Origin of the sequence: Phascolarctobacterium faecium DSM 14760 (assembly GCF_003269275.1) — a bacterium.
Classification (GTDB): Bacteria; Bacillota; Negativicutes; order Acidaminococcales; family Acidaminococcaceae; genus Phascolarctobacterium; species Phascolarctobacterium faecium.
The window spans coordinates 87,506-111,840 of the sequence record NZ_QLTS01000003.1; the positions used below are offsets into that span (position 1 = coordinate 87,506).

Sequence of the window (24,335 nt, forward strand, 5' to 3'; positions counted from 1 at the left end):
TATGGGCTTTCCTATTTACCGTCCCCGCCGCCTGCGCGCTACAGAAAACCTGCGCAGCATGATCCGAGAGACTGAACTTTCCGTTAAAGACCTCATTTATCCGTTATTCGTCGTCCCGGGCACCGGTGTAAAAAATGAAATTGAATCGCTGCCGGGCAATTACCATTGGTCCTTAGACCGTTTACCGGAAGTTTTACAGGAAATCAGCGAACTTGGAATTCCTGCCGTTATACTGTTTGGTATCCCCTCTTATAAAAATGCTGTCGGCAGTAGCGCCTGGGATGCAGAAGAACCTGTACAGCAGGCCTGCCGCCTGATCAAAAACACTTATCCCGAACTGGTAGTCGTCACCGATGCCTGCCTGTGTGAATATACAGAACATGGCCATTGCGGCGTTCTGGAAAACGGCTGTACTGTCAACAATGATGAAACGTTGCCGCTTTTAGCTAAAATCGCAGTTTCCCACGCTCAAGCTGGCGCTGATGTCATTGCGCCATCCAATATGATGGACGGTTATGTCAAAGTTATGCGTGAAGCCTTAGACGAAGCAGGTTTCAGCAATGTGTCCCTGATGGCTTATTCAGCTAAATACGCTTCAGCCTATTATGGTCCTTTCCGCGCTGCAGCCGATTCCACTCCCTCTGCAGGCGACCGCAAAGGCTATCAGATGGATCCCGGCAACAGTGACGAAGCTCTGCGTGAAGTGGCTCTTGATATCGAGGAAGGCGCAGATATCGTTATGGTAAAACCCGCTTTGGCTTTTATGGATATCATCAGCCGTGTCAAAGAAACATTTAACCGCCCTTTATGCGTTTATAATGTCAGCGGTGAATACGCTATGGTCAAAGCAGCAGCAGCAAAAGGCTGGATCGATGAACAGCGTATCGTTATGGAAACGATGCTCGGTTTTAAACGTGCCGGCGCCAAAATGATCATCACCTATCATGCTCTCGACGTAGCCAAATGGCTGCTGGGCAAATAAGGAGGCCGCATATGGATCACAGCAAATCTCAGGCAGCTTTTACCGAAGCCAAACAATACATTCCCGGCGGCGTCAACAGCCCCGTTCGTTCCTTCCGCAGTGTTGGCGGTGTTCCGCCTGTCATTGCCAAAGGCAGCGGCAGCAAACTCACCGACATCGACGGCAACGAATATATCGATTATGTACTTTCTTACGGTCCTTTACTTTTAGGGCATGCACACCCGCAGGTCACCGAAGCCATCCAAACTGCAGCCGCCAAAGGCTCATCCTATGGCGCGCCGACCCTGGCTGAAACAGAGCTTGCCAAACTTCTCTGCACACTTGTCCCTTCTATGGAAATGGTACGTATGGTCAACAGCGGAACAGAAGCTACCATGAGTGCTCTGCGTTTAGCACGCGCTTATACAGGACGTGAAAGCATCGTTAAATTTATAGGCTGTTATCATGGCCATCACGACAGCCTGCTGGTCAAAGCCGGCAGCGGCGCAGCTACTTTAGGCGTTCCTGACAGCCCCGGTGTTCCTAAAGGCGTTGCCGCCAATACCATCACTGTTCCTTTTAACGACCGGGCTGCCCTGGAAGCTGCTTTTGCTGCTAAAGGCAGCGATATTGCCGCCGTTATCATGGAGCCAACTCCCGGCAACATGGGACTGGTATTACCGCAGGACGGCTATCTGGAATTCATTCGCTCCATCACAAAAAAATATGGAACACTGCTTATCTGTGATGAAGTCATGTCTGGCTTCCGCAGCAGTGAAAAATCTTCTCAGGGCCTCTACGGCATTGATCCTGATATCACCTGTCTGGGCAAAGTTATCGGCGGCGGGCTGCCGGTAGCCGCTTACGGCGGTAAACGCCAGATCATGGAACAGGTTGCTCCTGTTGGCCCCATGTATCAGGCCGGCACTTTGAGCGGCAACCCTCTGGCTATGGCAGCCGGTATCGTCAACCTTACCTACATGCGCGGACACAATGTCTGCAGCCAGCTGGAAAGCATGACAGCCATCCTGACCGGAGGCCTTGCTAAAGCCGCTGCCAAGGCAGGAGTGCCTGTACAGGTGCACCGTCTTGGTTCTATGTTTACTGTTTTCTTTACTGATCAGGAAGTTTATGACTATGACAGCGCCTGCACAAGCGATTTAGATGCGTTCCGCATTTATTTCCATAGCATGCTGGAACAGGGCATTTATCTTCCTCCATCTCAATTTGAGACCAATTTCTTATCTCTGGCCCATACGCCTGAAGATATCGAAAAAACATTACAGGCAGCTGAAATAGCTTTTAGCGCAGTTGCTGCTGCGAAAAAATAAAGTGAAAAACAAAAACGTCATAACCTTTAGGTTATGACGTTTTATTTTTGATTATTTTTGTTCTTGTTTTTGAACTTCTACCGGAGCAAAAATAAACTCCGTCAGCTTGCCCTCTTTATTAAAGCCATAAATCACACGTACCAGCTGCTGTTTACTGTAGCTTCCCAGATAAGTCAACCGGTCACCCTGATCAAAACGCTCATAAGCAACAAATTTCATTTCCTTCATTGTCCCTAAAGTATCTTTGACCTGCTTTTGCAAAGCAGCAAAAGCTTTTACATCCATTTTTTGCTTCAGTTCGGGGCTAAAACCCGCTGCAGCACCTGCATAACCGCTGTCGTCCGCAACAGTCAATGCCGCTACAAACTTATCAACTATTTTCTGCTGTTTATTTAAATCATTACCGTCTCCGGCAGCAAAACATACCGCGGCCATTGCCACTGTTAAAACTACAGTTACCAGCATTACTAATTTTTTCATATAAGTCATCCTCTCATCACTGCAGGTCTTTATCAAAATTTGCCTGCTTACTATATCTTAATTATAACCGATTCAATGTTATCGTCAATGTTTTTATCTTACTGAGCATTCAGCCATTGCTGGATAATAACGCTTTTCTGACCCGCAGTCCAGCTAAGGTCATCAACCGCCAGTTCTAAATCACCGATCATCATTTTCCGCCCGTCATCATGGGCATAATCACTGACACGCCACAAAAGCGGATAACCCTTAGAGGCCAGTAAATCTTTTGAATGTTCTGACAGCAAATAGTCCATAAAAGACTGTGCTTCTGCTAAATTTGCCCCTTGGAGAATAGCAGCACCGGTAATACAGTTTTTATTACCGTCTTTGACTAAAGTTGCGAATAGATCGCGATTTTGCCTTTCCAGCTGCAATGCTGTGGAAAGTGAAACTACCGCGATCGTTTTTCTGCCGCTGCGAACCGCTTCAATAGCCTCCCATTCACTGGCCGTATATAAAGGCAGCTGGCTGTTAAAAGAAGCCGCATACTCCATAGCTTTAGCTTCGCCGCGCAGCTGCCAGATAGAAGTTATCATGCCATAACTCCGACCGCCGTTTTTAAAATCAGCCAGCGCTGTTTCTTCCCAAAGCTCCGGTTTCAGCAATTCATCCCATGTCTCAGGAGCATAAAGCCCCAACTCGCGCAGTCGGTCACGATTAGTCAAAAATCCTATATAATCGACATAAAGACCTGTCCAGCGCCACTGATTCTCACGCATTTCAGCAGGTACTTTATAGGCCTCCCTCGGCCTGTAGCTGCGCAGCATTTTCTGCTCTCCTGCCAGATAATATTCTTCAGGCGTACCGCCAAGCCAGACATCGAATTTTCCCTCTCTCAGAAAATTAAGCCGTTCATCCAAATTCCCTGCCGGCAAATGTCTGACTTCAACTTTCACATTCTGCTGTTTGGCAAAATCTTCCGCTAAAATATCTGTCATTGTTTCATTCAGGCTGCTGCAGATCTTGATACTTTTCTGTTCTTCTTTGATGTTACTGCTGCAACCGCTGCAGAGAAACACAATTGACAGCACTGTTACCAGAATTACTTTCATAGTTCGACCGCCTTTTATGGTAATAAATTCATTATACCACAAGGGTACGTATTCTCACTAGGCTCGAAAATACCTCGCCAAGTTTTCATACAGTACCACAAGGGTACGCATTACCGCGAAAAATCACTATCATTGATCAAAATTCCCGTACAGCTGCTAATTTGAACTTAATTATTGACATCAGTGCTTTTTTTAAGTATAATTTATACGTTAGCTTAAGCTAACTGTTTGGGGTTGCCCGCTTCCAAACTTTTACACTTATCAACTTAACGCTCACTCGATACTGTGCTTAACAGCTCTCACGCACAGTTTTTTATTTTTCTCGAGTTAGCTTAAGCTAACTTTTTTCCAATACACTTAAAATCACATTAACAAATTACTTTACAAATACTCAAAATAACCTCTGCTCTTATAGTTCAATGTGTTATAATTGATTATAGTTGATTTTTATTCGTCATTTTTATATTTCTACCGGCTGCAGCAGCAGTAGGTACATTTATCTGCGAGGTCTGCCATATGCCAGAACGTTTATTAAAATACTACCGCCCTTACCGAAAAACATTGTTTTTTGCTTTGCTCGGATCCGTTATCACATCCGCCCTTGATTTATGTTTTCCGCTCTTTATGCGCTATATCCTGGGCGATGTACTGCCCGAAGGCAATCTTTTCCTCTTAGGGCAGGCTACGATCATCTTGCTTTTTTTATACCTGCTTAATTTTATAATCAGTTATCAAGTCTCAAGACACGGCCGCCTAATGGGTGCAAAAATAGAACAGGATATGCGCAGTGACCTTTTTCAGCATGTCCAATCAATGTCTTTCCGTTATTTTGACAACATCCGTATCGGCCAGCTGATTTCCCGTATTGTCAGCGATATTGCCGAGATCCGTGAGCTTGTTTTTCTTGGTCCTAATTACCTGCTGGTCTGTACTATAACCATGCTTGGTACTCTGGGAATACTTATTTATCTTAACTGGCCTTTAGCGTTACTGGTCAATCTGCTGCTGTTAGGAAAAGCTTATGAATCAGTTGCTACCAATCATGCACTGAAACAATCAGGGCGTATGATCCGCGAACAGGTCGGTAATCTTACAGCACAGACAAATGAAAGTCTGAATGCCATACGCCTAGTTAAATCCTTCAACAATGAAGAATGGGAAGAAAAACGCCTTGATAAAAACGGACAAGCTCTTTTACAGGCACGTAAAACATCGTTCGACCTTTTATCACGCCTGAACAGCAACGCTGTATTGTTTTCCAATGTCACTAATCTTGTTATCATTGTCGTAGGCGGCGCCATGATCGCATATGGTAAAATGCAGATCAGCGATCTGGTCGCCTTTTTACTGTATGTATCAATCTTTATCCGCCCCATCCTGCGCCTGACCGCATTAGCAGAATCCTATCAGAAAGGTATGGCCGGTTACCAGCGCTTTTGCCAGCTGATGGATACCCCTTCTGAAAATATAGATCTGCCCGGCGCAGTCGACTGTGGTACTTTAAAAGGCTCTATTTCCTTTAAAAATGTCAGCTTTGGCTACGATCCCGGCAAACCTGTTATTCAAAATTTTGATCTTGATATCGCTGCCGGTGAAGTTATCGCTTTTGTCGGCACTACAGGTGTTGGTAAAAGCACGATCTGCAATCTGCTGCCGCGTTTCTATGAACTTCAGCAGGGCGTTATAACCATTGACGGAATGGATATCCGCAATGTGACCTTAAAATCACTGCGCCGTAATATCGGCATAGTTCAGCAGGATATCTTCCTTTTCTCTGACTCTGTACGTGAAAATATCGCTTACGGCAACCCTCATGCCAGTATGGAAGAAATCATCACCGCTGCCAGATTGGCCGAAGCTGATGCTTTTATCAATCAGCTGCCGGATGGTTATGACAGCCAGCTTGGTGAACGCGGTGTTAAATTGTCCGGAGGCCAAAAACAGAGGATTGCCATTGCCCGTGTTTTTCTCAAAAATCCGCCCATCCTGATTTTAGACGAAGCGACTTCTTCCCTGGATAATGAAACGGAAAACCTTATCCAGGAATCACTGATGCAGCTGTCACGTAACCGCACGACCCTGATCGTAGCCCATCGCCTGGCAACGATCCGTCATGCCGACCGTATCGTTGTCCTCACCCCCAACGGTATCAGCGAACATGGTTCTCATGACGATCTGATGGCTTTGCAGGGAGAATATTACAAGCTTTATATGGCACAGTTCAGTAAAAGCCCGCTAAATTAAAAATAAAACCCTCGGATGAAAACATCCGAGGGTTTCTTTTTTCATATAAACAGCTTTTTAATTATTCGCGGTCAAAGATCATTACTTTTTCAAAATCAAGATATACCTTTTCTCCGTCGGCAAATTCTTTCAAGTCTGCCCCTTTGACGATAACGCGTACATCATGATCACCGACGGTAACACGGTAATCAACAGCATCACCTAAATAGAAGCGATGCGTCAATGTCCCTTCAAGCATACCACCGCCGCGGCTCATCGTAATATTCTCAGGACGTACAGCGATGGTAGCACTGCCGGAAACACCCGAAGTATTGGGGAAAGAAGCTGTAGTACCTTGCAGGTATACTCTGTCATCCGATACTTCACCCTGCATAAAATTGACCAACCCGATAAAATCAGCAACCATTTTGTTGGCAGGATTGGTATAAATTTCATGCGGAGCACCGATCTGCTGCACTACGCCTTTACTCATAACAACTACGCGGTCGCTCATTGCCATGGCTTCACCCTGATCATGGGTTACATAAACAACGGTAATACCAAGTGCTTTTTGAATCGACAGGATCTCAAAACGCATGCTTTCACGCAGTTTAGCATCCAGATTGGATAACGGTTCGTCTAACAGCAGCAAACCTGGCTGCGCAACCAAAGCACGAGCCAAAGCGACACGCTGCTGCTGACCGCCGGACAGCTGATGCGGATAACGGTGGCCATATTCGCCTAAATGCACGAGCTCCAGCATTTCATTTACTCTTTTCAAACGTTCCTCTTTGGGAACCTTTTGGATCTTCAACGGATAAGCCACATTTTCAACAACCGTCATATGCGGCCAAACTGCATATGACTGGAATACCATACCGATATCGCGATTTTCCGGAGGAACAAATTTATTCTGCGACGAAGAACTGACGCAGTGGTCACCGATATAGATCTCGCCTTCTGTAGCTTTTTCAAAGCCTGCGATCATTCTCAGGGAAGTTGTTTTACCACAGCCGGAAGGACCGAGGATAGAAACGAATTCGCCGTCTTCAACCGTCAGGTTGAAATCATTAACAGCCGTTACAGGCCCGAAACGTTTAAATACATGTTCAATACGTACTTGTGCCAATTTATTCCACTCCTTCTTTAAATTCCCACATTGCCTTTGGTCAGTTTGTTAAGGATCAGGTTACCAACCAAAACGATAGTCAAAATGATTACTGATAATACAGAAGCATTTTGTGTATCTGCATAAGTTTGCAGCTCGTACAGCAAAACACCGATAGTTTTAGTTTCTGCACCGTACAGAAGGAGCGACATCGTCAGCTCGTAGAAAGACGGCATAAAGATCAGGAACCAACCGGCGATGATGGACGGAGCGATCAACGGCATAATAATATCTTTACAGGTTCTGATCCAGCTGGCACCTGAATTTAATGCTGCTTCTTCAAGAGAAACGTGCACCTGACTCAGGGAAGCCGCTATTGTCCGCACAGACATGGTCATATATTTGACCAGATAGCTGACGACCAGAATCCACATCGACGAATAAAGATTGAGACCGAAATTACCGGAGAAGGTGATAACCAGAGCCAGGGCGATAACGATACTCGGAGTAGAACCGCCGATAACGGTCAGCAGATCCGGGAAGCTACGTCCTTTGACTTTTGTTTTAACGGCCAGATAAGCAATGAACACTGAAAGTATCGTACCAATAGTGGCGGCGATTACGCCATACACGACCGAATTCCAGATACTCTCCATATACTGACTGCTGGTAATAACAGGCTCCCATGCATCAAAGCCGATATTCGACCAGGTAACTCCGCGCGACATACTCTTTAAAAGTGATGTCAGCAATATAGAACCTAATGGTAAAATTACTGCAATAAACGCATATAGACCTACACCACAGAAAGCAGGCCATTTCCATTTGCCAAGCTCTACGATATTAGGACGGGTACTCTTACCACTGATCGTTGTATAATCCTTGCGGCCCAGCATCCAGGTCATAAAGAACAGTAAGAAGTTGGCAATGAACATCAAAGATGCTGCTAAAGCCGTGGCATCACGGATACCCTCATCATTACCCATGTAAATATAGGTGACGATACGGGTAGTCATAACCTCGATATTACCAGGCATACCAACAATGGCAGGAATACCGAAGCAGGAACCGGCAGCAATGAAAACCAACAGACCGCCTGCTAAAATACTTGGTGCCATCAAAGGCAAAGTAACATCGACCAGGGTACGCAGAGGGGAAGCTCCGGAAACACGTGCCGCTTCTTCGAGCGTCGGATCCATTTTTTCCATTGCCCGGGAAATGGTAATAAAAGCAAAAGGCGAATAAAACAGGGTCAATACCCAAGCCAGACCGCCCATAGTATAAATATCAAATGGAGATTGCTGCAGTTGCAGAATCCACTTAAAAATCGAATTCAAATAACCGACGCTGGGATTTAAAAGCTGTACCCAGGCAATCGCGCCAACATAAGGAGGGATCATATAGCTGGCAACCAGTAAAGTCCGGTATGTTTTTTTACCGGGCATATCGGTGCGGCCAACAAGCCAGGCCAGCGGGAACGTAATAATAACACTGGCTACCATAACTAAAAGCGATAGCTGCACAGTATTGGACAAAGCACGCCAGTTAACATCTTGACTGTAAACATCAGCATAATTGCCGAAATTGATGGCTCCATTAACCATAATACTGTCATAAAGCAGTATTCCCATCGGGAAAACCACAAAATATAATAATAAAATAACGGAAACAGCAATAACTATGAATTTACTATTAAATCTAGGTAAAGACCCCACTATGGCTCCTTTCCCCGGCTTTGAGACCGGTGAAAAATCATTTACAGGATTTTCCTGCAAAGAAATTGGAAAACAGGGATCGTCAAAAACGACCCCTGATCCCTTAAAAATTGTTACTCAACAAATTTTAATAAGAACTATTCCATAACTCTTACGCGGAAAGCCTCTTTGATTTGAGCATTTTCTTTGGAAAGTTTTTCCCAGTTTACTTTAATAGCTTTATCAGAGAAAGTTTTCAGAGCAGGAGCGCCTTTAGGCGGCTCTACGTCACCGCGTACAGAGTGCATCCAGCCTTGAACAACTGCCTGCTGACCATCTTTAGACAACCACCAGTCAACCAGAGCTTTAGCACCTTCGGGGTTTTTGGTTGCTTTAAAAATAGCGATCGGAGACGGGATGATGATAACGCCGTCTTCAGGATAGGAAACTTTCAAAGGCTCATTTTTAGTATTAGCCAATTTGAGGACGTTTTCTTCCAAAATCATTGCAGCAGCATATTCGCCGGTCAGCAATTTGTTCTGAATAGCAGAGTTGCCTTCTTCAACGCGAATATCATTAGCTTTCAATTGGTCGAAATATTCCCAGCCATATTTATCGGCCAAAGCGCCAACCGCTACATAAGCAGTACCGGAAAGCATTGGGTTCGGCATAGCGATTTTGCCTTTCCATTTCGGATCGGTCAGATCTTTCCAGGATTTCGGAGCATCTTCGGGTTTCAGTTTATCAGAGTTATAAGCAATGATCATGTTGCAGACACGAACAGAGGACCAAGCACCGTTCTTGTCTTTATCAGTGATGACATCTTTCAGGTTCGGGGAAACATAATCAAGCAGCAAACCTTGATCCTGCAAAGTCAGGTAGTAGGAAGGATCAGCAACCATCAGAACGTCAGTACCGATTTTGTTGGCTTTGATCTCGCCGGTAATTTTAGTGATTACTTTTTCAGTACCGCCCTGGAACCAGGTAACTTTCATATCAGGGAATGCTTTAGCTACATTAGGTTTACACATTTTATCGATGATATCAGGATAAATAGAGGTATAAACCATAACGTCGCCTTTAGGACCGCCTTTAGAATCTGCAGCTTTCTTATCGTCGCTGCCGCCGCAGCCGGCAACTGCTACTGATAATGCCAGAACTGCTGCTGCAGTGCACAACCATTTTGCTTTTTTCATTAAACATCCACTCCTTTGTGTTGTCATACTACCCTTAAAGTTCGCCCGGCTTTGTAAAATTCCTGCTTACATTAGAAAAAAGTTTTACAAAAAATTAAAATTTATGTCACATTTACGCCTTATTTAAAAAACATTCCATTGTCAATCGACAATACGACACTTTTGACCCTATGGGATTTTTTGTGTCCCGCGATTATACGACTGCTAAAAAATTTAATTCCCACGCCGGCACATACGGATGTTTACGCAGATAAACCTTATATTCAGGCACTAACTGCCACATAAACAATGGCAGCAGGAAAATATCCGCATCGTGATGATAAGCGGCAATAAATAATTTAGGTTTATTACGTTTTATCTGCTCCTTTCCCCCTTTCAAAGCCTCCATCTCAGCGCCTTCCACATCCATTTTGATGTAAGTTACACGCTCATCTTCAAGCAGTGTATCAATATCGACAGCCTGCACTATGTGACGCTGGCCTGTCAGCAACGTTGACTGACGGCCGCCGCTGTCAGAAAAAGACAGTTCTGCCGTTTCTTTCCAAATGGCTCTTTCAAAAATTTTGATATCAGACAAACCACTTGCCTCTAAATAAGCAGATAATTTTTTATAATTACGCCTATCCGGCTCTGCCGCAAAAATCCGATTATATTTATTATTAGTCAGCTGTAAAAATTCCCTGATCGTATCACCATTATAGGCACCTAGATCAGCATACGTTTCTTCTTCGCTCCAACTGAAAATACTCTGCAGATCTTTTAGCCGCTCCGTCTCACTTTGCCATAAATAATGCAGTTTACCGCTCAGCTTATAATTCAGTGATGCTGCAAACACGTCTCGGGACCAATCATCAGCCAAATTGTCATATACCTGCTGCAATTCCTGCTGATGCTGCTGCAGCCAGTCAAACGAAACTGTTTCATCTCCGGGAAACAGCAGCAAATGCGGCGCTACTGTTTCATGCATTGTGCTCAGCTCCTGAAAGCGGTTTAAAACTGCAGGCGACTCTGAGGCAAAGGCAATAACAATCAGAAAATCACCCAGCCGATCTTTAACTGCGGTATAAGTCTCGACCATATGACCACGAAAAACCTGCCCGCGAACAAATTCATCACTGGCAAAAATACCGGCGACCTTTATTTGCATCCTGTCACACAAGTCAATAATCTGGTCGGCACCGTTACCCATTCCATATAAAACAACAGGCTTGTCAGTCAGCTGCAAAATCTGCCAAACGTCCTGTTTTTCCTTAATAAAATCCAACATTTACGCCGCTCCCTTCTCTACAACTTTATTGTACACGAAACTTTACCTGCCGTCATACTTTTATTGCGTTAACTTTTACCATTCTTATGGTTGACATACCACCATCAAGTTTTATATACTATTATCGTAAACTTAATTTCAGTTTATAGTTAACCATAATTAAGGTGATCTTTATGTCTACTTTTAAAATTCGTGAAATCAGTGAAATTGCCTTATTAGCAGCATTTATCGCCGTCAGCGGGGCTTTTAAGCTTCCCAGCTTTATTCCAGGAAGTGAATTTCAACTCTCCGCTCCTATTGCTGTAGCGATCTGCGGTGTTTTTGGCATCAAAAAATATCTGCTTGCAGGTATTCTGGCCTCTGCCGGCGGTTTACTCCTGGGTACGCAAACTATTTTCAACGTCCTTATTGCAATGCTTTTTCGAATAGTCGTTGCCTTATTATATGCAGTTTTAGGAAAAACCAAAATCTTCTACCTGTTATCAGGAGCTGTCGCTTCCTCCGCAGCACGTCTTGCACTCAGTCTTTTTATTGGTAAGGCAGTCTACCCTCTGTTGGCAGCAGCTCTTCCTGGAATGATTTTCACAGCATTAACATCCGGGTTATTTGCTTCTGTTTTAGAGAAAACATTAACCCTGACAAAACGCGTTTACGAACGTTCTTGACCGCTACTTTTTCTATGCCTGAAGTCAAAACTTCAGGCGTTTTTTATCCTGCTCTAACTATACTTGCCCAGACCTTTTTATAATGTTAAAATAGTACTGATAATATTTGCCGGAATATTCTTACTGCTCACTAATTTTCACCGGCTGTGTTTTATTACACGATCAATCAAACGGCACTATTGCCAACGGAGGACTTGTTATGATTTTGCAAGAATCTGGAGAAAACTATTTGGAAACCATTCTGATGCTGCAGCAGCAAAACGGCAGTGTCCGTTCTATCGACATTGCAACGCATATGAATTTTACCAAAGCCAGCGTCAGCAGGGCTATGAGTATTTTAAAACGCGAAAATTACATTCTGATGGAAGCGGACGGCAACATCATTCTGACTGAAACAGGGCTCGCTAAAGCAAACGCTGTTTTGGAAAGACATCTGCTGTTGACGCGCTTTTTACGCGAAAATCTTGGCGTATCCGAAGAAACAGCTGAAAAAGATGCCTGCCGGATCGAACATGTTATCAGCCCCGAAACCTTTACCGGGATAAAAAAACTGATCAAAAACTCTTAACAATTCAAAGGAGCTGTTTTAACAATGATGAAAAAATTACTTCTTTTGCTTACTGTTGCCATCGCAATGCTGGCATTGCCGCTGGCCGCTCATGCAGACAAAACGAAATGGACGAATCCCAATTACGATTTTAATAAACTTCACCGCATCAATTTGGTTTCCATAAGTGTAGTCGATCCTGTCGGCAGCAATTTTACTGTTGACGATATGGCGACCGAAAAAATAATAAGTGCTTTACAAAAAGCTTTAACTAAAAAAGATTATGTTTTTGATACAAGCATCGAATCAAATCTTTCAATTACCAAAGAAGATGCTTCCCAACTGACCAAAGATGCTTTAAGCGGCACTTATACAGATATATCGACCAAAATAGCGCCTGCTCCAACTGCTGATCTGAAAATAATCGCCCATAAATTTGGTTACAACAGACGGGTCATCCCCGCTCACGAAGAACCGCGTACCAGATATTACAAAGAAAAGGTCAAAGACAATAAAGGAAACTGGATCGAACGGGATGCAGAACGAACTGTTTATGAATATGTTCCGGCCAGCACTGTATATGACGGCTACGTTGATGTAGCTTTTCATCTTTTTGACCCTGCTACAGGAAAAATAATTTTCAGTCTGCGCGATACACGCAGCCGTACAGCAGACAGTGATACAACAAATATGTGGCAGCGCATGGCCAATGCTTTCGTTCAGGATCTTGATAAAGCTGCAAAAAAATAACTCTGCAAATTTCTAAACACCCTTTAAATAATTAAAGGGTGTTTATTCTTGTATACCTCTGTATCTTAATGATATTTTTTCCTAATTTGCTTGACACTCTATTCAAAGATGTTATAATTTAGTATATCAAACTGAATACGGTAATGCAGGTTCCGTCAGGAATAACAGAGAAGACCGGTTAAAAGCCGGCGCGGTCCCGCCGCTGTAAGATGGAGCAACGCCTATAGAACCACTGGAATATTCCGGGAAGGAAGGCCGAGCCATGAAGTCAAGCCAGAAGAACTACCTGCATCGCGATCTTAGTGACCTGCGAAGGACGGGGAAAGATCATGGGTCTAACCATGTTTTATCACCATCCCTAATATTTATGGATGGTTTTTTTATTACCTATTCAGAAAATAATCAGAGGAAAGAGGAATAATTTATGAAAAAACTGCTTTCAATGTTAGTTATGGCTTCAATGATGGTTTTTGCACTGGGAACTATGGGCACTTCTGCCGCTGCTAAAGCACCGAAAAACGACAAGGCTGTCGTAGTAGTCAGCTTCGGTTCGACCTTCGACGACACCCGTACGAAAGATATCGGCGGGATCGAAGAAGCTGTTGCCAAAGCTTTCCCGAACCGTGATTTTAAACGTGCTTTTACTTCCTACATCATCATGGAACGATTGGAAAAAAATAAAGGCATCAAAGTCAACGATTTGCCTGCAACCTTAAAAGAACTGAAAAAAGCCGGTTATAAAGACATTCTCGTACAACCGACTCATTTGCTGCACGGCGAAGAATATGAGCATAAAGTCCTGACCACCGTTGATAAATTCAAAGGTGATTTTGACCGCATCGTTGTCAGCGATCCTCTGATGGTAGGTAAAAACGATTTCGCTATCGCTGCTTCCGCTGTTGCGACTCAATTCCCGACTCTTGGCAAAGGTGAAGGCGTTGTCTTGATGGGTCACGGTTCTCCCCGTGATAACAACCAATCCTTTGGCAACACCTACAAAATGCTGCAGGAAACCTTTGATAAAATGGGTTTACCGGTAGTAGTTGGCACTGTTGAAGAAGTGGATACTCCTAACGTGGACGAAGTTCTGGAACAAATCAAAGCACGCGGTTACAAAACTGTGCATATGTTCCCCCTGATGATCGTTGCAGGCGACCATGCCAACAACGATATGTACGGAGATGAAGAAGATTCCTGGAAATCCATGATCGAAAAAATGGGCGTTAAAACTGTAGGTCACCTGCAGGGTATCGGCCGCAATGCCGCAGTACAGGCTATTTATGTACAGCATGCAGTTGCTGCTGAAGCCGGTGTTCAAAGATAAATAATTACTGTTAGTCCAAAGGACGTTCTTCTAAGGAAGAACGTCCTTTTATGTTCTGGAAATCAGTACAAAAATATTACAGCGTTTTTATTTTAATAAAATTTTCTGTAAATTTGTTACCCTTTGTTGCTGCTGCTCTTGCTTTATGAGATATTAGAATGCTATACTTTAGTCATTGAAAGACATTATATATGAAGAAAGGGTGTTGCACCAATGGGTTTAGTAATCTCTGCTCTTGTTACTTTTTGGGTCGGCTTTCTGATCTACAAAAAGTACAAACCTCAACCGGTCTTATTCTTAGGCGGTATGATCTTAATGTATATTGCCGCCATTTTCGGTTACGGTACTATCTTACCGGCCAAAGCCGCTACAGGCTCTACTTTCTTTGATGCTTTTGAATTTATTCGCGCTACCATGAGTTCTAATGCCGGCAAGCTCGGTATGAACATTATGGCAGTTGGCGCTTTTGCCCGCTATATGGACAAAATCGGCGCTTCCCGTTCTTTAGTTCGTCTGACTATCCGTCCTTTACTGGCTTTAAAATCACCTTATATCGTTTTATCCGGCACCTGGGTTGTCGGTATGCTGATCGGTCTGTGCATCAACAGTGCATCTGGTCTGGCCATGCTGCTGATGGTCACCATGTTCCCGATCCTGATCGGACTTGGTGTCAGCCGTCTGTCTGCTACGGCTGCTGTTGCTACTACGCTCTGCTTCGACTGGAGCCCCAGTGATACCGGCACCATCCTTTCTGCTGAAACCGCCGGCTTGAACCCGGTAGTTTACTGGACTGACTACCAGGTACCGATCGTTTTGGTTGCTTTCGTTGTTGTCGGCACACTGCACTATTTCACTCAAAAATATATGGATAAACGTGACGGACATGTCGTCCAGCCGATGGAAGTTGAAAAACCTGCTGAAGATGATCCGGCTGACAGCGCGCCGCTCTGGTATGCGGTCCTGCCGGTTATTCCGCTGGCTTTGATCCTCTCCTTCAGCCCGCTGTGGATCACCTCAATCAAAATGAACATCGTTATGGCTATGTTCATTGGACTTTTTATTGGCGCCTGCTGCGAATACATGCGCTGGCATGACGGCAAAAAAGTTCTCGGCGACATCCAGACCTTCTTTGACGGTTTAGGAATGCAGATGGCTAACGTTATCACCTTGATCGTAGCCGGTCAGACTTTTGCTCAGGGCCTTCTGTCCATGGGTACTATCAATGCGCTGATCTCCGGCAGTCAGGGCTTTGGCTTTGGCCCGATGGCTATGATGCTCGTTATGGTCGCTATCATCACCTTCTCGGCTATCGTTATGGGCAGCGGCAACGCTCCGTTCTTTGCCTTTGCGGCTCTGACACCTGCTGTTGCAGCCCATACAGGACTGCATCCGGTACTGATGCTTCTGCCGATGCATTTTGCGGCTTCTATTGCCCGTAACTGTTCGCCGATCACAGCAGTTATCGTTGTATCCTCCGGCATGGGCGGCGTTTCTCCGTTCGACCTGGTAAAACGTACCGCTATACCAATGGCCGGCGCAATGCTTGTTAATATCGGTATGACCTTCTTCTACTATTACAGAGGGTAATTGAAATTTTGATAAAACAGAATAGCTGCCTGCGGGCGGCTATTCTTATTTTAGAAAGGATGTGTAAATCATGTTCATCTGCGACTGTCACTGCGACACACTTACCGAGCTTTACAAAAAAGGCACTTCCCTGTATGACAACGATCAGCACTTCGACATTAAACGTCAGATAGAGCTGGGCGGCGGTCTGCAGTTTTGCGCTATTTTTGTCCCGACCCACGAATTCCGTTACTACGGCGGACTGCGTTATACGCTTTCCCTCCTCGACAAATATAAGCAGGAGCTTAAAACACTGCAGGAGAAAGGCATCGACGTGCTTCCCGTTTTAACTAAAGCCGATGCTGCCGACGTGCTCAACCACAAAGCAGCAACTCTGCTGGCTATCGAAGAAGGCGGCGCTATCGACGGCAGTCTGGAAGCTCTGCGCATGCTCTATGAGCTTGGCGTGCGCGCTATCACCCTTACCTGGAGCAACCGCAACGACATTGCCGACGGCGTCAACGAAGAATGCAGCGGCGGCGGTCTGACCACCTTTGGCCGTCAGGTAGTTGCAGAAATGAACCGTCTGGGCATGCTGGTAGATGTTTCCCATATTGCTACAGCGGGCTTCTGGGATGTTATCGAAACTTCTACCAAACCGATCATTGCTACCCATTCCAATGCCAAAACACTTTGCAGTCATCCCCGTAATCTCAATGACGACCAGATCAAAGCCATCAATGCCAATGACGGTCTGATCGGTATCACCTTTGCCGGACAGTTCCTGGAAGAAGATTATAACAATGCCTGCATCGACAGTGTATACCGCCATATCGACTATATGCTGAACCTTTTGGGCAATGACGACCACGTCGGTTTCGGCAGCGACTTCGACGGCATCAGTCACCCGCCTTATAATATCCACGGCGTACAGGATTACAAACCGCTGGTAGAATACCTGCAAAGCAAAAACTACAGCGACAGTACCATTGAAAAAATCACCCACAAAAACGTGCTGAACCTGCTCGGCAAAGTATTATAAATAATGATAGCAAACTAAAATGAACCGCTATGACCTTGATATGCCACAAGTAAGCCCCATAAAGAAAAGACCCATCTTTTGATGGGTCTTTTCTTTATGGTAATTTCAATATCGCCAAAAGTCTAACACAGATCAATAATGTACACAAATACCTCTGTATTTATTACTTACATCTATAGGCGATAATGGTAACTTTACCTTTTCCGGGATACTTTTTTATTTCATATTTTCTGGGGAATGCTTCTATTAGCTTCGGCAATTTAATAAACCCGAAAGTTCGCACATCAAAATCCGGTTTTACTCTTTTTATAAATTGTCCGGCTGAACTAACATTTACATAGCCTTCATCATCCTGGTACTTGTCAGATGCTATTTTTAATAAATTATGTATTACACTTATATCTTCTTTCGTAGAATCGACTGCAGCAGTTTCCAAGCATTCCTCTTCTATCTCTATTGCTTTTTCACTGCTTTCAGTTTTAGACTTTGCTGCTTTTATATTTTCGCCAAGGTTCTCCAGAAAAATAAATTCATCACAACTGTTTCTAAAAGCTTCCGGTGTTTTCTTTTCACCAACACCCATCACATATACTCCGGATTCATGCAAATTTATTGCCAAGGGAGTATAATCACTGTCGCTGGCAACGATAACAAATGCATCATAAATCCCTTTATGCAGCAAATTCATTGTATCGATTACCAACGCCATATCAGTTGTATTTTTACCAGAAACATAGTCAAACTGCTGCTCCGCTTTTATCGCTAAACGTTTCAGCTCATTTTCCCAGTTTTTTAATGTATCTTTTCTCCAATTACCATACGCTCTTTTTACAACGATACGGCCATGTGTAGATATTTCCTGTATAACATCCTCCAACTTTGCCAACTGAGTGTTATCTGCATCAATTAAAAGCGCGATTCTTTGCAAATTCTCCATAAACCCCTCCTTAACATTCTCAATATTCTTATAAGTAAATAACCATAAATCAGCTACTTATTCCCACTCGCTCCTGTTAGATGTTTTCTAAACAGATTTGCTTATGAAATTTAATTCAGAGTATTGGTATTCTTTTCATTATTCAGATAGTAGAGGCTATCTGATTTTTTGTTGCCATAGTGTTGCCAATCACATGTTATAAAAAATAACCCGTGTAGAATCACGGCATTCCTCTTTCTTCACGCAATTGAATTACCAAATCTCTTAGCTCTTCAAGACTTTTTTCAAAATAATCGTAGCTATCCCCATATTCAATTAATGATACATTATATGTATTTTTCCAGTGTTTGATTAGCAGAGAGCTATTTCCAGATTTACTCACAAGATAATGTGGACATGATGTATTAGCAGTATTATGCAAAAATTGTAACATCAAATTAATATCCGGATCCTGCAAACTATATCCTAGAAACACAATAGTATGAGTGAGAAATAGAGACGACAACAATCGATAAAATTCGGTATATTTTTCCTGTGCTCTATAGTACTGCTGTGCGGTAAATACTATTTTTTCTGTATCATCAATGCTGCCATGCGCTTTAATAATAATACTTTCAGGGGATTTTATGCACCCAACTATTGATTTAGTTTGTGTATAATCAAATGTCATACATCCCTGCAAATCGGAACAAACATTTTCATACAACTTATCGAAATTTGTTGTTATCACAATTTTACTATCAAGATCTTTAATAAGCTTATGTACATTTGAAGGTGTATAACCTTTACGCAAATACATCTCCTTCAAATAATTGCTATATTCACCAGGATCGCATAAATCGTAGATGGTTTGCAATGCTAACAAATAATTATTTTCAGCCAACATTTTTTCTACAAACTCTTTGTCTTGAGCAGATGGATGCTTCATTAGGCTTTTAATATTATTAAGAAACACAGACCATGTTTCCGGCGATTGTCCTTCACCATTTTTAGCTGTTGCAGAAACTCCAGATCCTATGAATATCACACATCTTCTATATGACAGTTATTCGATTAAATTAGCAGGCCAAATTTCACTCACCGTTTATTCCCCCACATTTCTCATGAAATTCTCTGCAACAGTATCCAAATATTTTTTATAGGTTTCAACACTGCTACCTTGATTTCCGCGTACACCTGTTGAATAATCTAATTCAAAAATAGGTGTATTTGATGTTTGAGACAGTGGAACAACACTATAAATATAGGGAATATCTCCTAATTTTAGTTCATCTGATCTTATGCCACTTTTGGCAAATCCATAGAGGAATTCCACGATCTTGTCGTGAAATCCACCTATAACTTTTTCATAAGCTCGAGTCGGTCTTTCTCCAGCCTTAAATTTTCTTTTTGAATACTGCTGAATTGAATATCCTATATACCGTGTCATTTCTTCTGGGGTTGTATTTATCAAGTATTTATGAAAAAATTGATTTGCTACTGCTTCCCCATTTGTTTCAATAAAAGTTGCAAGAGCAGACTTATACAATCTAACCCATCTTTCCATCCATTCAGCTATATTAGATATTCCTAAGAGGCTAAAAATATCTGAAGCCATAGGCGTTAAGAAGTAATCTGAATTCATTAATGCGCTTCTATTTAATGCACCTAAAGAAGGTCCCATATCTATCAAGATGTAATCATACTCATTATTTTTTTGTTTGAGTTGATTTAACCAATTAAGTTTTCTTAAGGCACCTTTATCCCCAGACATTGTTTCAGCCCAGCTCTTACTCATTGTATCATCTATTATTGAAAGTTTAGGATGACCTGGAATCAATGCAATCTTAAAATTATTTTGTAAACTTGTTACTGGAATCTCGATATTGACAAACTCAGAATCTCCATCTTCAATTTTGCTAAAGCAGTCATAAATCGTTTTCCTTGTTTCAGTATTCTCTGGATCATAAAATTCCATCCACATATCCTCAGGTAATATAGCCTGTGTTGCATTAGATTGTGGATCTAAATCCACTAACAATATTTTTTTCTCTTTCGCAATTGACAAATAACTCGCCAAATTAACAATGGTAGTCGTTTTGCCGACCCCGCCTTTATTATTGAAGAATGTAATCACTTTCATATCGCTTACTCCTCCGATAACCAAAACCCGTTCTTTCTACGAATCTTTTTACTTTCTTCTGTGAATAGATGGTTTTTTTCTTGATAAATCCTGTCCAATTGTGCCTTATCCTTTTCAGGATTGAGAAGCCTTTGCTTAATAATTTCGCAGTTTCCAAGTTCGCTACCAATCCATCTACGTTTTAACAATTGTGCCACAGCAAATGTAGTGCCACTACCGCCAAACGGATCAAAAACCACATCACTTTCATTTGTTGACATACAGATAATTCGGTCTAGCAGTTTTACGGACAATTCATTGTATTCTCTATTTTTGCTGCTTTTATGTCGAACCGGATATATATCACTCCAAACATCTGATACATTAATTCCATTTGGATTCATTTTAGATTTATACCCACCATAATCTTTAATTTCTCCGCCACAATGTCTACATATCTGCATAGAAATTCGCTGGTTGTTAAATGTAGTTGCTTTAACTCCTTTTATATAAGAAACCAAAGCATAATGTGCTGGATATAATCTGTTCTGAATTGGTAGACTGAACTTCATATCAACGGCAATCCAATCCCAAAAAGTTAACTGCTCTCCAAGGTAGGCTGCGATATAAGTACACCATTTGGGAATATTATAAATAAAGATTCTTCCTCCTGGTTTTAGTATTCTAATACACTGATCTAACCATTCGTATGTCCAATTAATATATTTTGACATTGTCATATTATCATCAATGCCTGGATCATATGTTTTCCCTAGGTTAAACGGGGGATCAGCAAACACCAAATCAACACAACTATTGGGTATTCCCTTCATAATCTCAATGCAGTCGCCATTATATAGTTTACCGATATCTGTCTCGAAAAAAGGTTTGATCTCTCTTAATACATTATCGTCAGTAGATTTTTGCAAAAGCATAGCTATATGCGAAATATTATCGTAATATGACTTCCGGTATTCTGCAGGAATATGTCCCATAGCTAGTTCAATTTCAAGTTCACTCATCCCCAAAAAGTCTGTAACAGCATTTTTGAATGCAGGCTTATCTGGGAGAAAAGATGTTTGCTGTAAACTAATAAGAGTTGCTTTGGAAATTTTTCGAGCACTGAAAAAAGAAAACATATCATCGTTTGTCATATTTTTATCTTTGCTTCTGCTAACAATTAAATCATAAACTGAAAAAAAACGCATAGCAACCTTGTCCCCTCATGTAACTCATCGTCTGTAGACTCATAGTCTGCTTTCATTGTACCATATAAGAAAAATCTAGTCAACAGAAGGGAGAAAATGTATATGCCAAATCGACAACAAAAAGCATTGCGGCAGATTATGGCGGAAAACCTTCGAGTTTTAAGATTGGCAGCACATATTTCTCAAGAAGAATTAGCGGAACTATGTGGGCTACACCGCACTTACATATCGGATATAGAGCGTTGTAACAGAAATGTTTCTATTGACAATATTGAAAAAATTGCAAAGGCTTTACATATAACTGCCTCTGATCTGCTAAAGGAAATGGAGAAGATAAATGAAAATAGCTAAGCAATATATTTCTACGGCAGCAGACCATTTAATTAAAACAAATGCGTTGGCAGCACAAGCATTTGAAGAAGTCTACTCATCCATATTAAATAATGTCACGACCGGCTCTGATCACTTTATCCTTAATTGTACATGCAAAAACTGTAATGGCGTAGTTCCCGTTAAAGAAAGGTGTTATCAAATTCTAGAAGAAGAATTTGGGTGGTATAGAGAAAAGCCGCTTACATACTTTCATAAAGATGCCCAAAAAGGCGGGCCTATAGATGTTTATAAGGAATTTATCACAGGACACTCCTTTTTCAGATCAGGGTTAGAATTTGAAACAGGCAACATTTCATCTGCACATCGTTCTATGAACAAATTATGTGTAGGCATAAAGAAAGGAGAATTGGATCTAGCTATGCTTATGATGCCTACTAAAAACATGTCTTTCTATTTGACTGATAGAGTTTCAAACTACGAAGAATTAGAACCATATTTCCTTTTGCTTGACGAAGTACCGTTTGTCGTATTTGGATTTGATGCGGAAGAGTATAGTGTAGATGCTCCGCTTCTTCCAAAAGGTAAAGATGGTATGTCTCCCCGTACAATTCGGAAGTGGCAGTATAAATAAACGATATAAAATACATTTATTTTTCTTTGAAAAAATCATAGCTATCAGTCGTTTGCAAATGAGGTAAGCATGCGAGTGTCAATACACACTCGCATTTCCTGCCGTCTGCTTGTTGAGGGCAGCGCCCCAAGCCCATTTCTAACACAGGATTTCATTCTGTGGCTGCGCGTTCTGCGAACACTAGGAGATAGAACAAATCGTTCCACCCTTATGACTTTGAGGGCTGCCGTGAAACATGGTAACCCTTGGTGGATGAGTGAACTGGATTTCTTTTGAATATATCACTTGTAGGCCACGGGAGAAGCCGTTTGTTGCACAAAATAATAATAAGAATAAAAAGAGAGCTAACTGACTAATCAAAATCAGTTAGCTCTCTTTTTATGAATAATGATAAATGTTGCCACGGAAGGCATCAAACCTTAGAAAACCCAATTATTACGGACTTTTCCGAGCCTCTGACACTATTCCCACTCGATAGTGGCGTTCGGTTTGGGCGACAAATCATAGCAGACGCGGTTGACGTTTTTGACTTCAGCCAAGATCCTGTTGGTGATTTTGTGCAGGATCGGCCAGTCCAGTTCTTCGATAGTTGCAGTCATAGCGTCAACGGTATTGATCGCACGGATGATCACCGGATACTCGAAGGTTCTGGTGTTATCGCGTACACCGACGGATTTAAAATCAGGTACAACGGTAAAATACTGCCATACTTTTTTATCTAATCCGGCATTGGCGAATTCTTCACGCAAAATAGCGTCAGCTTCACGCACTGCTTCCAGACGCTCTTTAGTTATAGCGCCCAGGCATCTTACGCCAAGTCCCGGTCCGGGGAACGGCTGACGGTAAACCATACTGTGCGGCAAACCCAGTTCGATACCGCAGGCACGTACCTCGTCTTTAAAAAGCTGATACAACGGTTCAACCAGCTTGAACTGCAGATCTTCAGGCAGTCCTCCGACATTATGATGGCTTTTAACGCTCTTGGCTGTTTTAGTGCCGGATTCTACTACGTCAGGATAAATAGTGCCCTGTCCCAGGAATTCGATACCGTCCAGTTTACGCGCTTCTTCTTCAAAAACACGGATAAATTCGGCGCCGATGATTTTTCTTTTCGCTTCCGGATCAGCTACGCCAGCCAGTTTAGAGAGGAAACGTTCGCTGGCATCAACATAGACAAGATTAGCTTTCAGTTCGTCTCTGAAGACTCTGACGACGCTTTCAGACTCATCCTTACGCATCAGGCCATGGTTAACATGCACGCAGGTCAGCTGCGAGCCGATAGCTTTGATCAAAAGCGCTGCTACAACAGAAGAATCGACACCGCCGGACAAAGCCAGCAGAACTTTTTTATCGCCGACCTGTTTTTTGATCAGTTCGATCTGATCATTGATGAAATTTTTCATATTCCAGTTGGCTGTGGCATGACACTCATCAAAAACAAATTTTTTGAGCACTTCCAGCATAGCTGTATGTTCCGGCCAGGCAGGCAGATTTTCTACTTTAGCCAAAGTATGGCCGACAGACATTACCGGCGCGCCAAACTGATAAACGGCTGCTTCCACGTCGATCGGCTGACCGTCGATAATATTGTTTTCTCCCCCGTTGATGATGATACCTTTAACATTAGGCAGCTCTTTCAGTTCTGCTGCTGTGATATCATGGGGTTTGATCTCGCTGTAAACACCCAGTTCCCTTACGGCACGAGCCACCATTGTGTTTTCGTGGCTGCCCAAATCTAAAATTACGATCATATCCTGCTGCATATCCATTCTCCTATCTGCAATAAAATTTTACACCAGCTTAGATATATTAATTGTAACATATTTAACGCCTGCTTCTCCACTAAATTATTGCAGAAAACTTAACTAAATTCATCT

22 protein-coding genes and 1 riboswitch are annotated in these 24,335 nt (G+C 42.6%); of the genes, 11 read left to right on the forward strand and 11 right to left on the reverse strand.

Going from position 1 to position 24,335, the window contains the following annotated elements; genetic code table 11:
* The first annotated feature begins 1 nt into the window (after position 1).
* Positions 2-982 carry a porphobilinogen synthase gene (hemB, locus tag C8D73_RS05490; RefSeq protein WP_113077570.1) on the forward strand — a complete coding sequence of 327 codons (981 nt, stop codon included), beginning with the start codon at positions 2-4 and terminating at the stop codon, positions 980-982.
* Between the two features lie 11 nt (positions 983-993).
* Positions 994-2,292, forward strand: coding sequence for a glutamate-1-semialdehyde 2,1-aminomutase (gene hemL / locus C8D73_RS05495; protein ID WP_113077571.1), 1,299 nt, complete (start codon positions 994-996; stop codon positions 2,290-2,292).
* A 51-nt stretch (positions 2,293-2,343) separates the two neighbouring features.
* Here the strand turns inward: hemL and C8D73_RS05500 are convergent, their stop codons facing one another.
* Both C8D73_RS05500 and C8D73_RS05505 read right to left on the reverse strand, forming a co-directional pair.
* The gene (locus tag C8D73_RS05500; RefSeq protein ID WP_046430594.1) at positions 2,344-2,772 is read right to left on the reverse strand and encodes a DUF3887 domain-containing protein; all 429 of its coding nucleotides are present in this window, start codon (positions 2,770-2,772) and stop codon (positions 2,344-2,346) included.
* Between the two features lie 98 nt (positions 2,773-2,870).
* Positions 2,871-3,866: an ABC transporter substrate-binding protein gene (locus C8D73_RS05505; RefSeq protein WP_021718722.1), complete on the reverse strand. Its 996-nt coding sequence runs from the start codon at positions 3,864-3,866 to the stop codon at positions 2,871-2,873.
* Between the two features lie 516 nt (positions 3,867-4,382).
* On the opposite strand from C8D73_RS05505, the gene C8D73_RS05510 reads away from it, so the two are divergent.
* A complete protein-coding gene (locus C8D73_RS05510; RefSeq protein ID WP_113077573.1) occupies positions 4,383-6,110 on the forward strand; it encodes an ABC transporter ATP-binding protein in 1,728 nt (575 codons plus the stop codon).
* A gap of 61 nt (positions 6,111-6,171) precedes the next feature.
* Here the strand turns inward: C8D73_RS05510 and C8D73_RS05515 are convergent, their stop codons facing one another.
* From C8D73_RS05515 to C8D73_RS05530, 4 genes are all read right to left on the reverse strand, one after another.
* A complete protein-coding gene (locus C8D73_RS05515; RefSeq protein WP_021718724.1) occupies positions 6,172-7,218 on the reverse strand; it encodes an ABC transporter ATP-binding protein in 1,047 nt (348 codons plus the stop codon).
* 17 nt (positions 7,219-7,235) lie between these two features.
* Complete coding sequence (locus C8D73_RS05520; RefSeq protein WP_249033581.1) at positions 7,236-8,912, reverse strand: ABC transporter permease; 1,677 nt, start codon at positions 8,910-8,912, stop codon at positions 7,236-7,238.
* A gap of 137 nt (positions 8,913-9,049) precedes the next feature.
* Positions 9,050-10,087, reverse strand: a complete 1,038-nt coding sequence (locus C8D73_RS05525; RefSeq protein ID WP_021718726.1) for an ABC transporter substrate-binding protein — start codon at positions 10,085-10,087, stop codon at positions 9,050-9,052.
* A gap of 193 nt (positions 10,088-10,280) precedes the next feature.
* Positions 10,281-11,354 (reverse strand): FkbM family methyltransferase, encoded by a 1,074-nt coding sequence (locus C8D73_RS05530; RefSeq protein WP_249033582.1) that lies wholly within the window; start codon positions 11,352-11,354, stop codon positions 10,281-10,283.
* 173 nt (positions 11,355-11,527) lie between these two features.
* On the opposite strand from C8D73_RS05530, the gene C8D73_RS05535 reads away from it, so the two are divergent.
* The 6 genes from C8D73_RS05535 to C8D73_RS05560 all read left to right on the forward strand — a co-directional run bounded on the left by C8D73_RS05535 (position 11,528) and on the right by C8D73_RS05560 (position 17,248).
* A complete protein-coding gene (locus tag C8D73_RS05535) occupies positions 11,528-12,019 on the forward strand; it encodes a hypothetical protein (RefSeq protein WP_113077574.1) in 492 nt (163 codons plus the stop codon).
* A 199-nt stretch (positions 12,020-12,218) separates the two neighbouring features.
* Positions 12,219-12,587 (forward strand): metal-dependent transcriptional regulator, encoded by a 369-nt coding sequence (locus tag C8D73_RS05540; RefSeq protein ID WP_021718729.1) that lies wholly within the window; start codon positions 12,219-12,221, stop codon positions 12,585-12,587.
* Positions 12,588-12,611: 24 nt separating this feature from the next.
* Entirely contained in the window at positions 12,612-13,316 is a 705-nt protein-coding gene (locus C8D73_RS05545; RefSeq protein WP_021718730.1) for a hypothetical protein, read from the forward strand.
* Positions 13,317-13,446: 130 nt separating this feature from the next.
* A riboswitch (cobalamin riboswitch) is annotated at positions 13,447-13,620 on the forward strand.
* A 120-nt stretch (positions 13,621-13,740) separates the two neighbouring features.
* Entirely contained in the window at positions 13,741-14,640 is a 900-nt protein-coding gene (locus C8D73_RS05550; protein WP_113077575.1) for a sirohydrochlorin cobaltochelatase, read from the forward strand.
* A 213-nt stretch (positions 14,641-14,853) separates the two neighbouring features.
* On the forward strand, positions 14,854-16,227 hold the full coding sequence (gene dcuC / locus C8D73_RS05555; protein WP_021718732.1) for a C4-dicarboxylate transporter DcuC: 1,374 nt from the start codon (positions 14,854-14,856) through the stop codon (positions 16,225-16,227).
* Between the two features lie 70 nt (positions 16,228-16,297).
* Positions 16,298-17,248 (forward strand): dipeptidase, encoded by a 951-nt coding sequence (locus tag C8D73_RS05560; protein ID WP_113077576.1) that lies wholly within the window; start codon positions 16,298-16,300, stop codon positions 17,246-17,248.
* Between the two features lie 163 nt (positions 17,249-17,411).
* Here C8D73_RS05560 and C8D73_RS05565 read toward each other — a convergent pair whose 3' ends face one another.
* The 4 genes from C8D73_RS05565 to C8D73_RS05580 all read right to left on the reverse strand — a co-directional run bounded on the left by C8D73_RS05565 (position 17,412) and on the right by C8D73_RS05580 (position 21,494).
* Positions 17,412-18,185, reverse strand: a complete 774-nt coding sequence (locus C8D73_RS05565; RefSeq protein ID WP_113077577.1) for an NYN domain-containing protein — start codon at positions 18,183-18,185, stop codon at positions 17,412-17,414.
* 220 nt (positions 18,186-18,405) lie between these two features.
* On the reverse strand, positions 18,406-19,212 hold the full coding sequence (locus C8D73_RS05570; protein ID WP_211305782.1) for an SIR2 family protein: 807 nt from the start codon (positions 19,210-19,212) through the stop codon (positions 18,406-18,408).
* 57 nt (positions 19,213-19,269) lie between these two features.
* On the reverse strand, positions 19,270-20,307 hold the full coding sequence (locus C8D73_RS05575) for a ParA family protein (protein WP_113077578.1): 1,038 nt from the start codon (positions 20,305-20,307) through the stop codon (positions 19,270-19,272).
* 5 nt (positions 20,308-20,312) lie between these two features.
* Positions 20,313-21,494 (reverse strand): DNA-methyltransferase, encoded by a 1,182-nt coding sequence (locus tag C8D73_RS05580; protein ID WP_113077579.1) that lies wholly within the window; start codon positions 21,492-21,494, stop codon positions 20,313-20,315.
* Between the two features lie 102 nt (positions 21,495-21,596).
* Here C8D73_RS05580 and C8D73_RS05585 point away from each other — a divergent pair, with 102 nt between their 5' ends.
* Together C8D73_RS05585 and C8D73_RS05590 are read left to right on the forward strand one after the other, a co-directional pair.
* Positions 21,597-21,845 carry a helix-turn-helix domain-containing protein gene (locus C8D73_RS05585; protein WP_113077639.1) on the forward strand — a complete coding sequence of 83 codons (249 nt, stop codon included), beginning with the start codon at positions 21,597-21,599 and terminating at the stop codon, positions 21,843-21,845.
* A complete protein-coding gene (locus C8D73_RS05590) occupies positions 21,832-22,458 on the forward strand; it encodes a PDDEXK family nuclease (RefSeq protein WP_113077580.1) in 627 nt (208 codons plus the stop codon). The genes C8D73_RS05585 and C8D73_RS05590 overlap by 14 nt, the downstream gene beginning before the upstream one ends.
* Positions 22,459-22,919: 461 nt before the next feature.
* Here C8D73_RS05590 and guaA read toward each other — a convergent pair whose 3' ends face one another.
* The gene (guaA, locus tag C8D73_RS05595; RefSeq protein ID WP_113077581.1) at positions 22,920-24,221 is read right to left on the reverse strand and encodes a glutamine-hydrolyzing GMP synthase; all 1,302 of its coding nucleotides are present in this window, start codon (positions 24,219-24,221) and stop codon (positions 22,920-22,922) included.
* Positions 24,222-24,335: the final 114 nt, after the last annotated feature.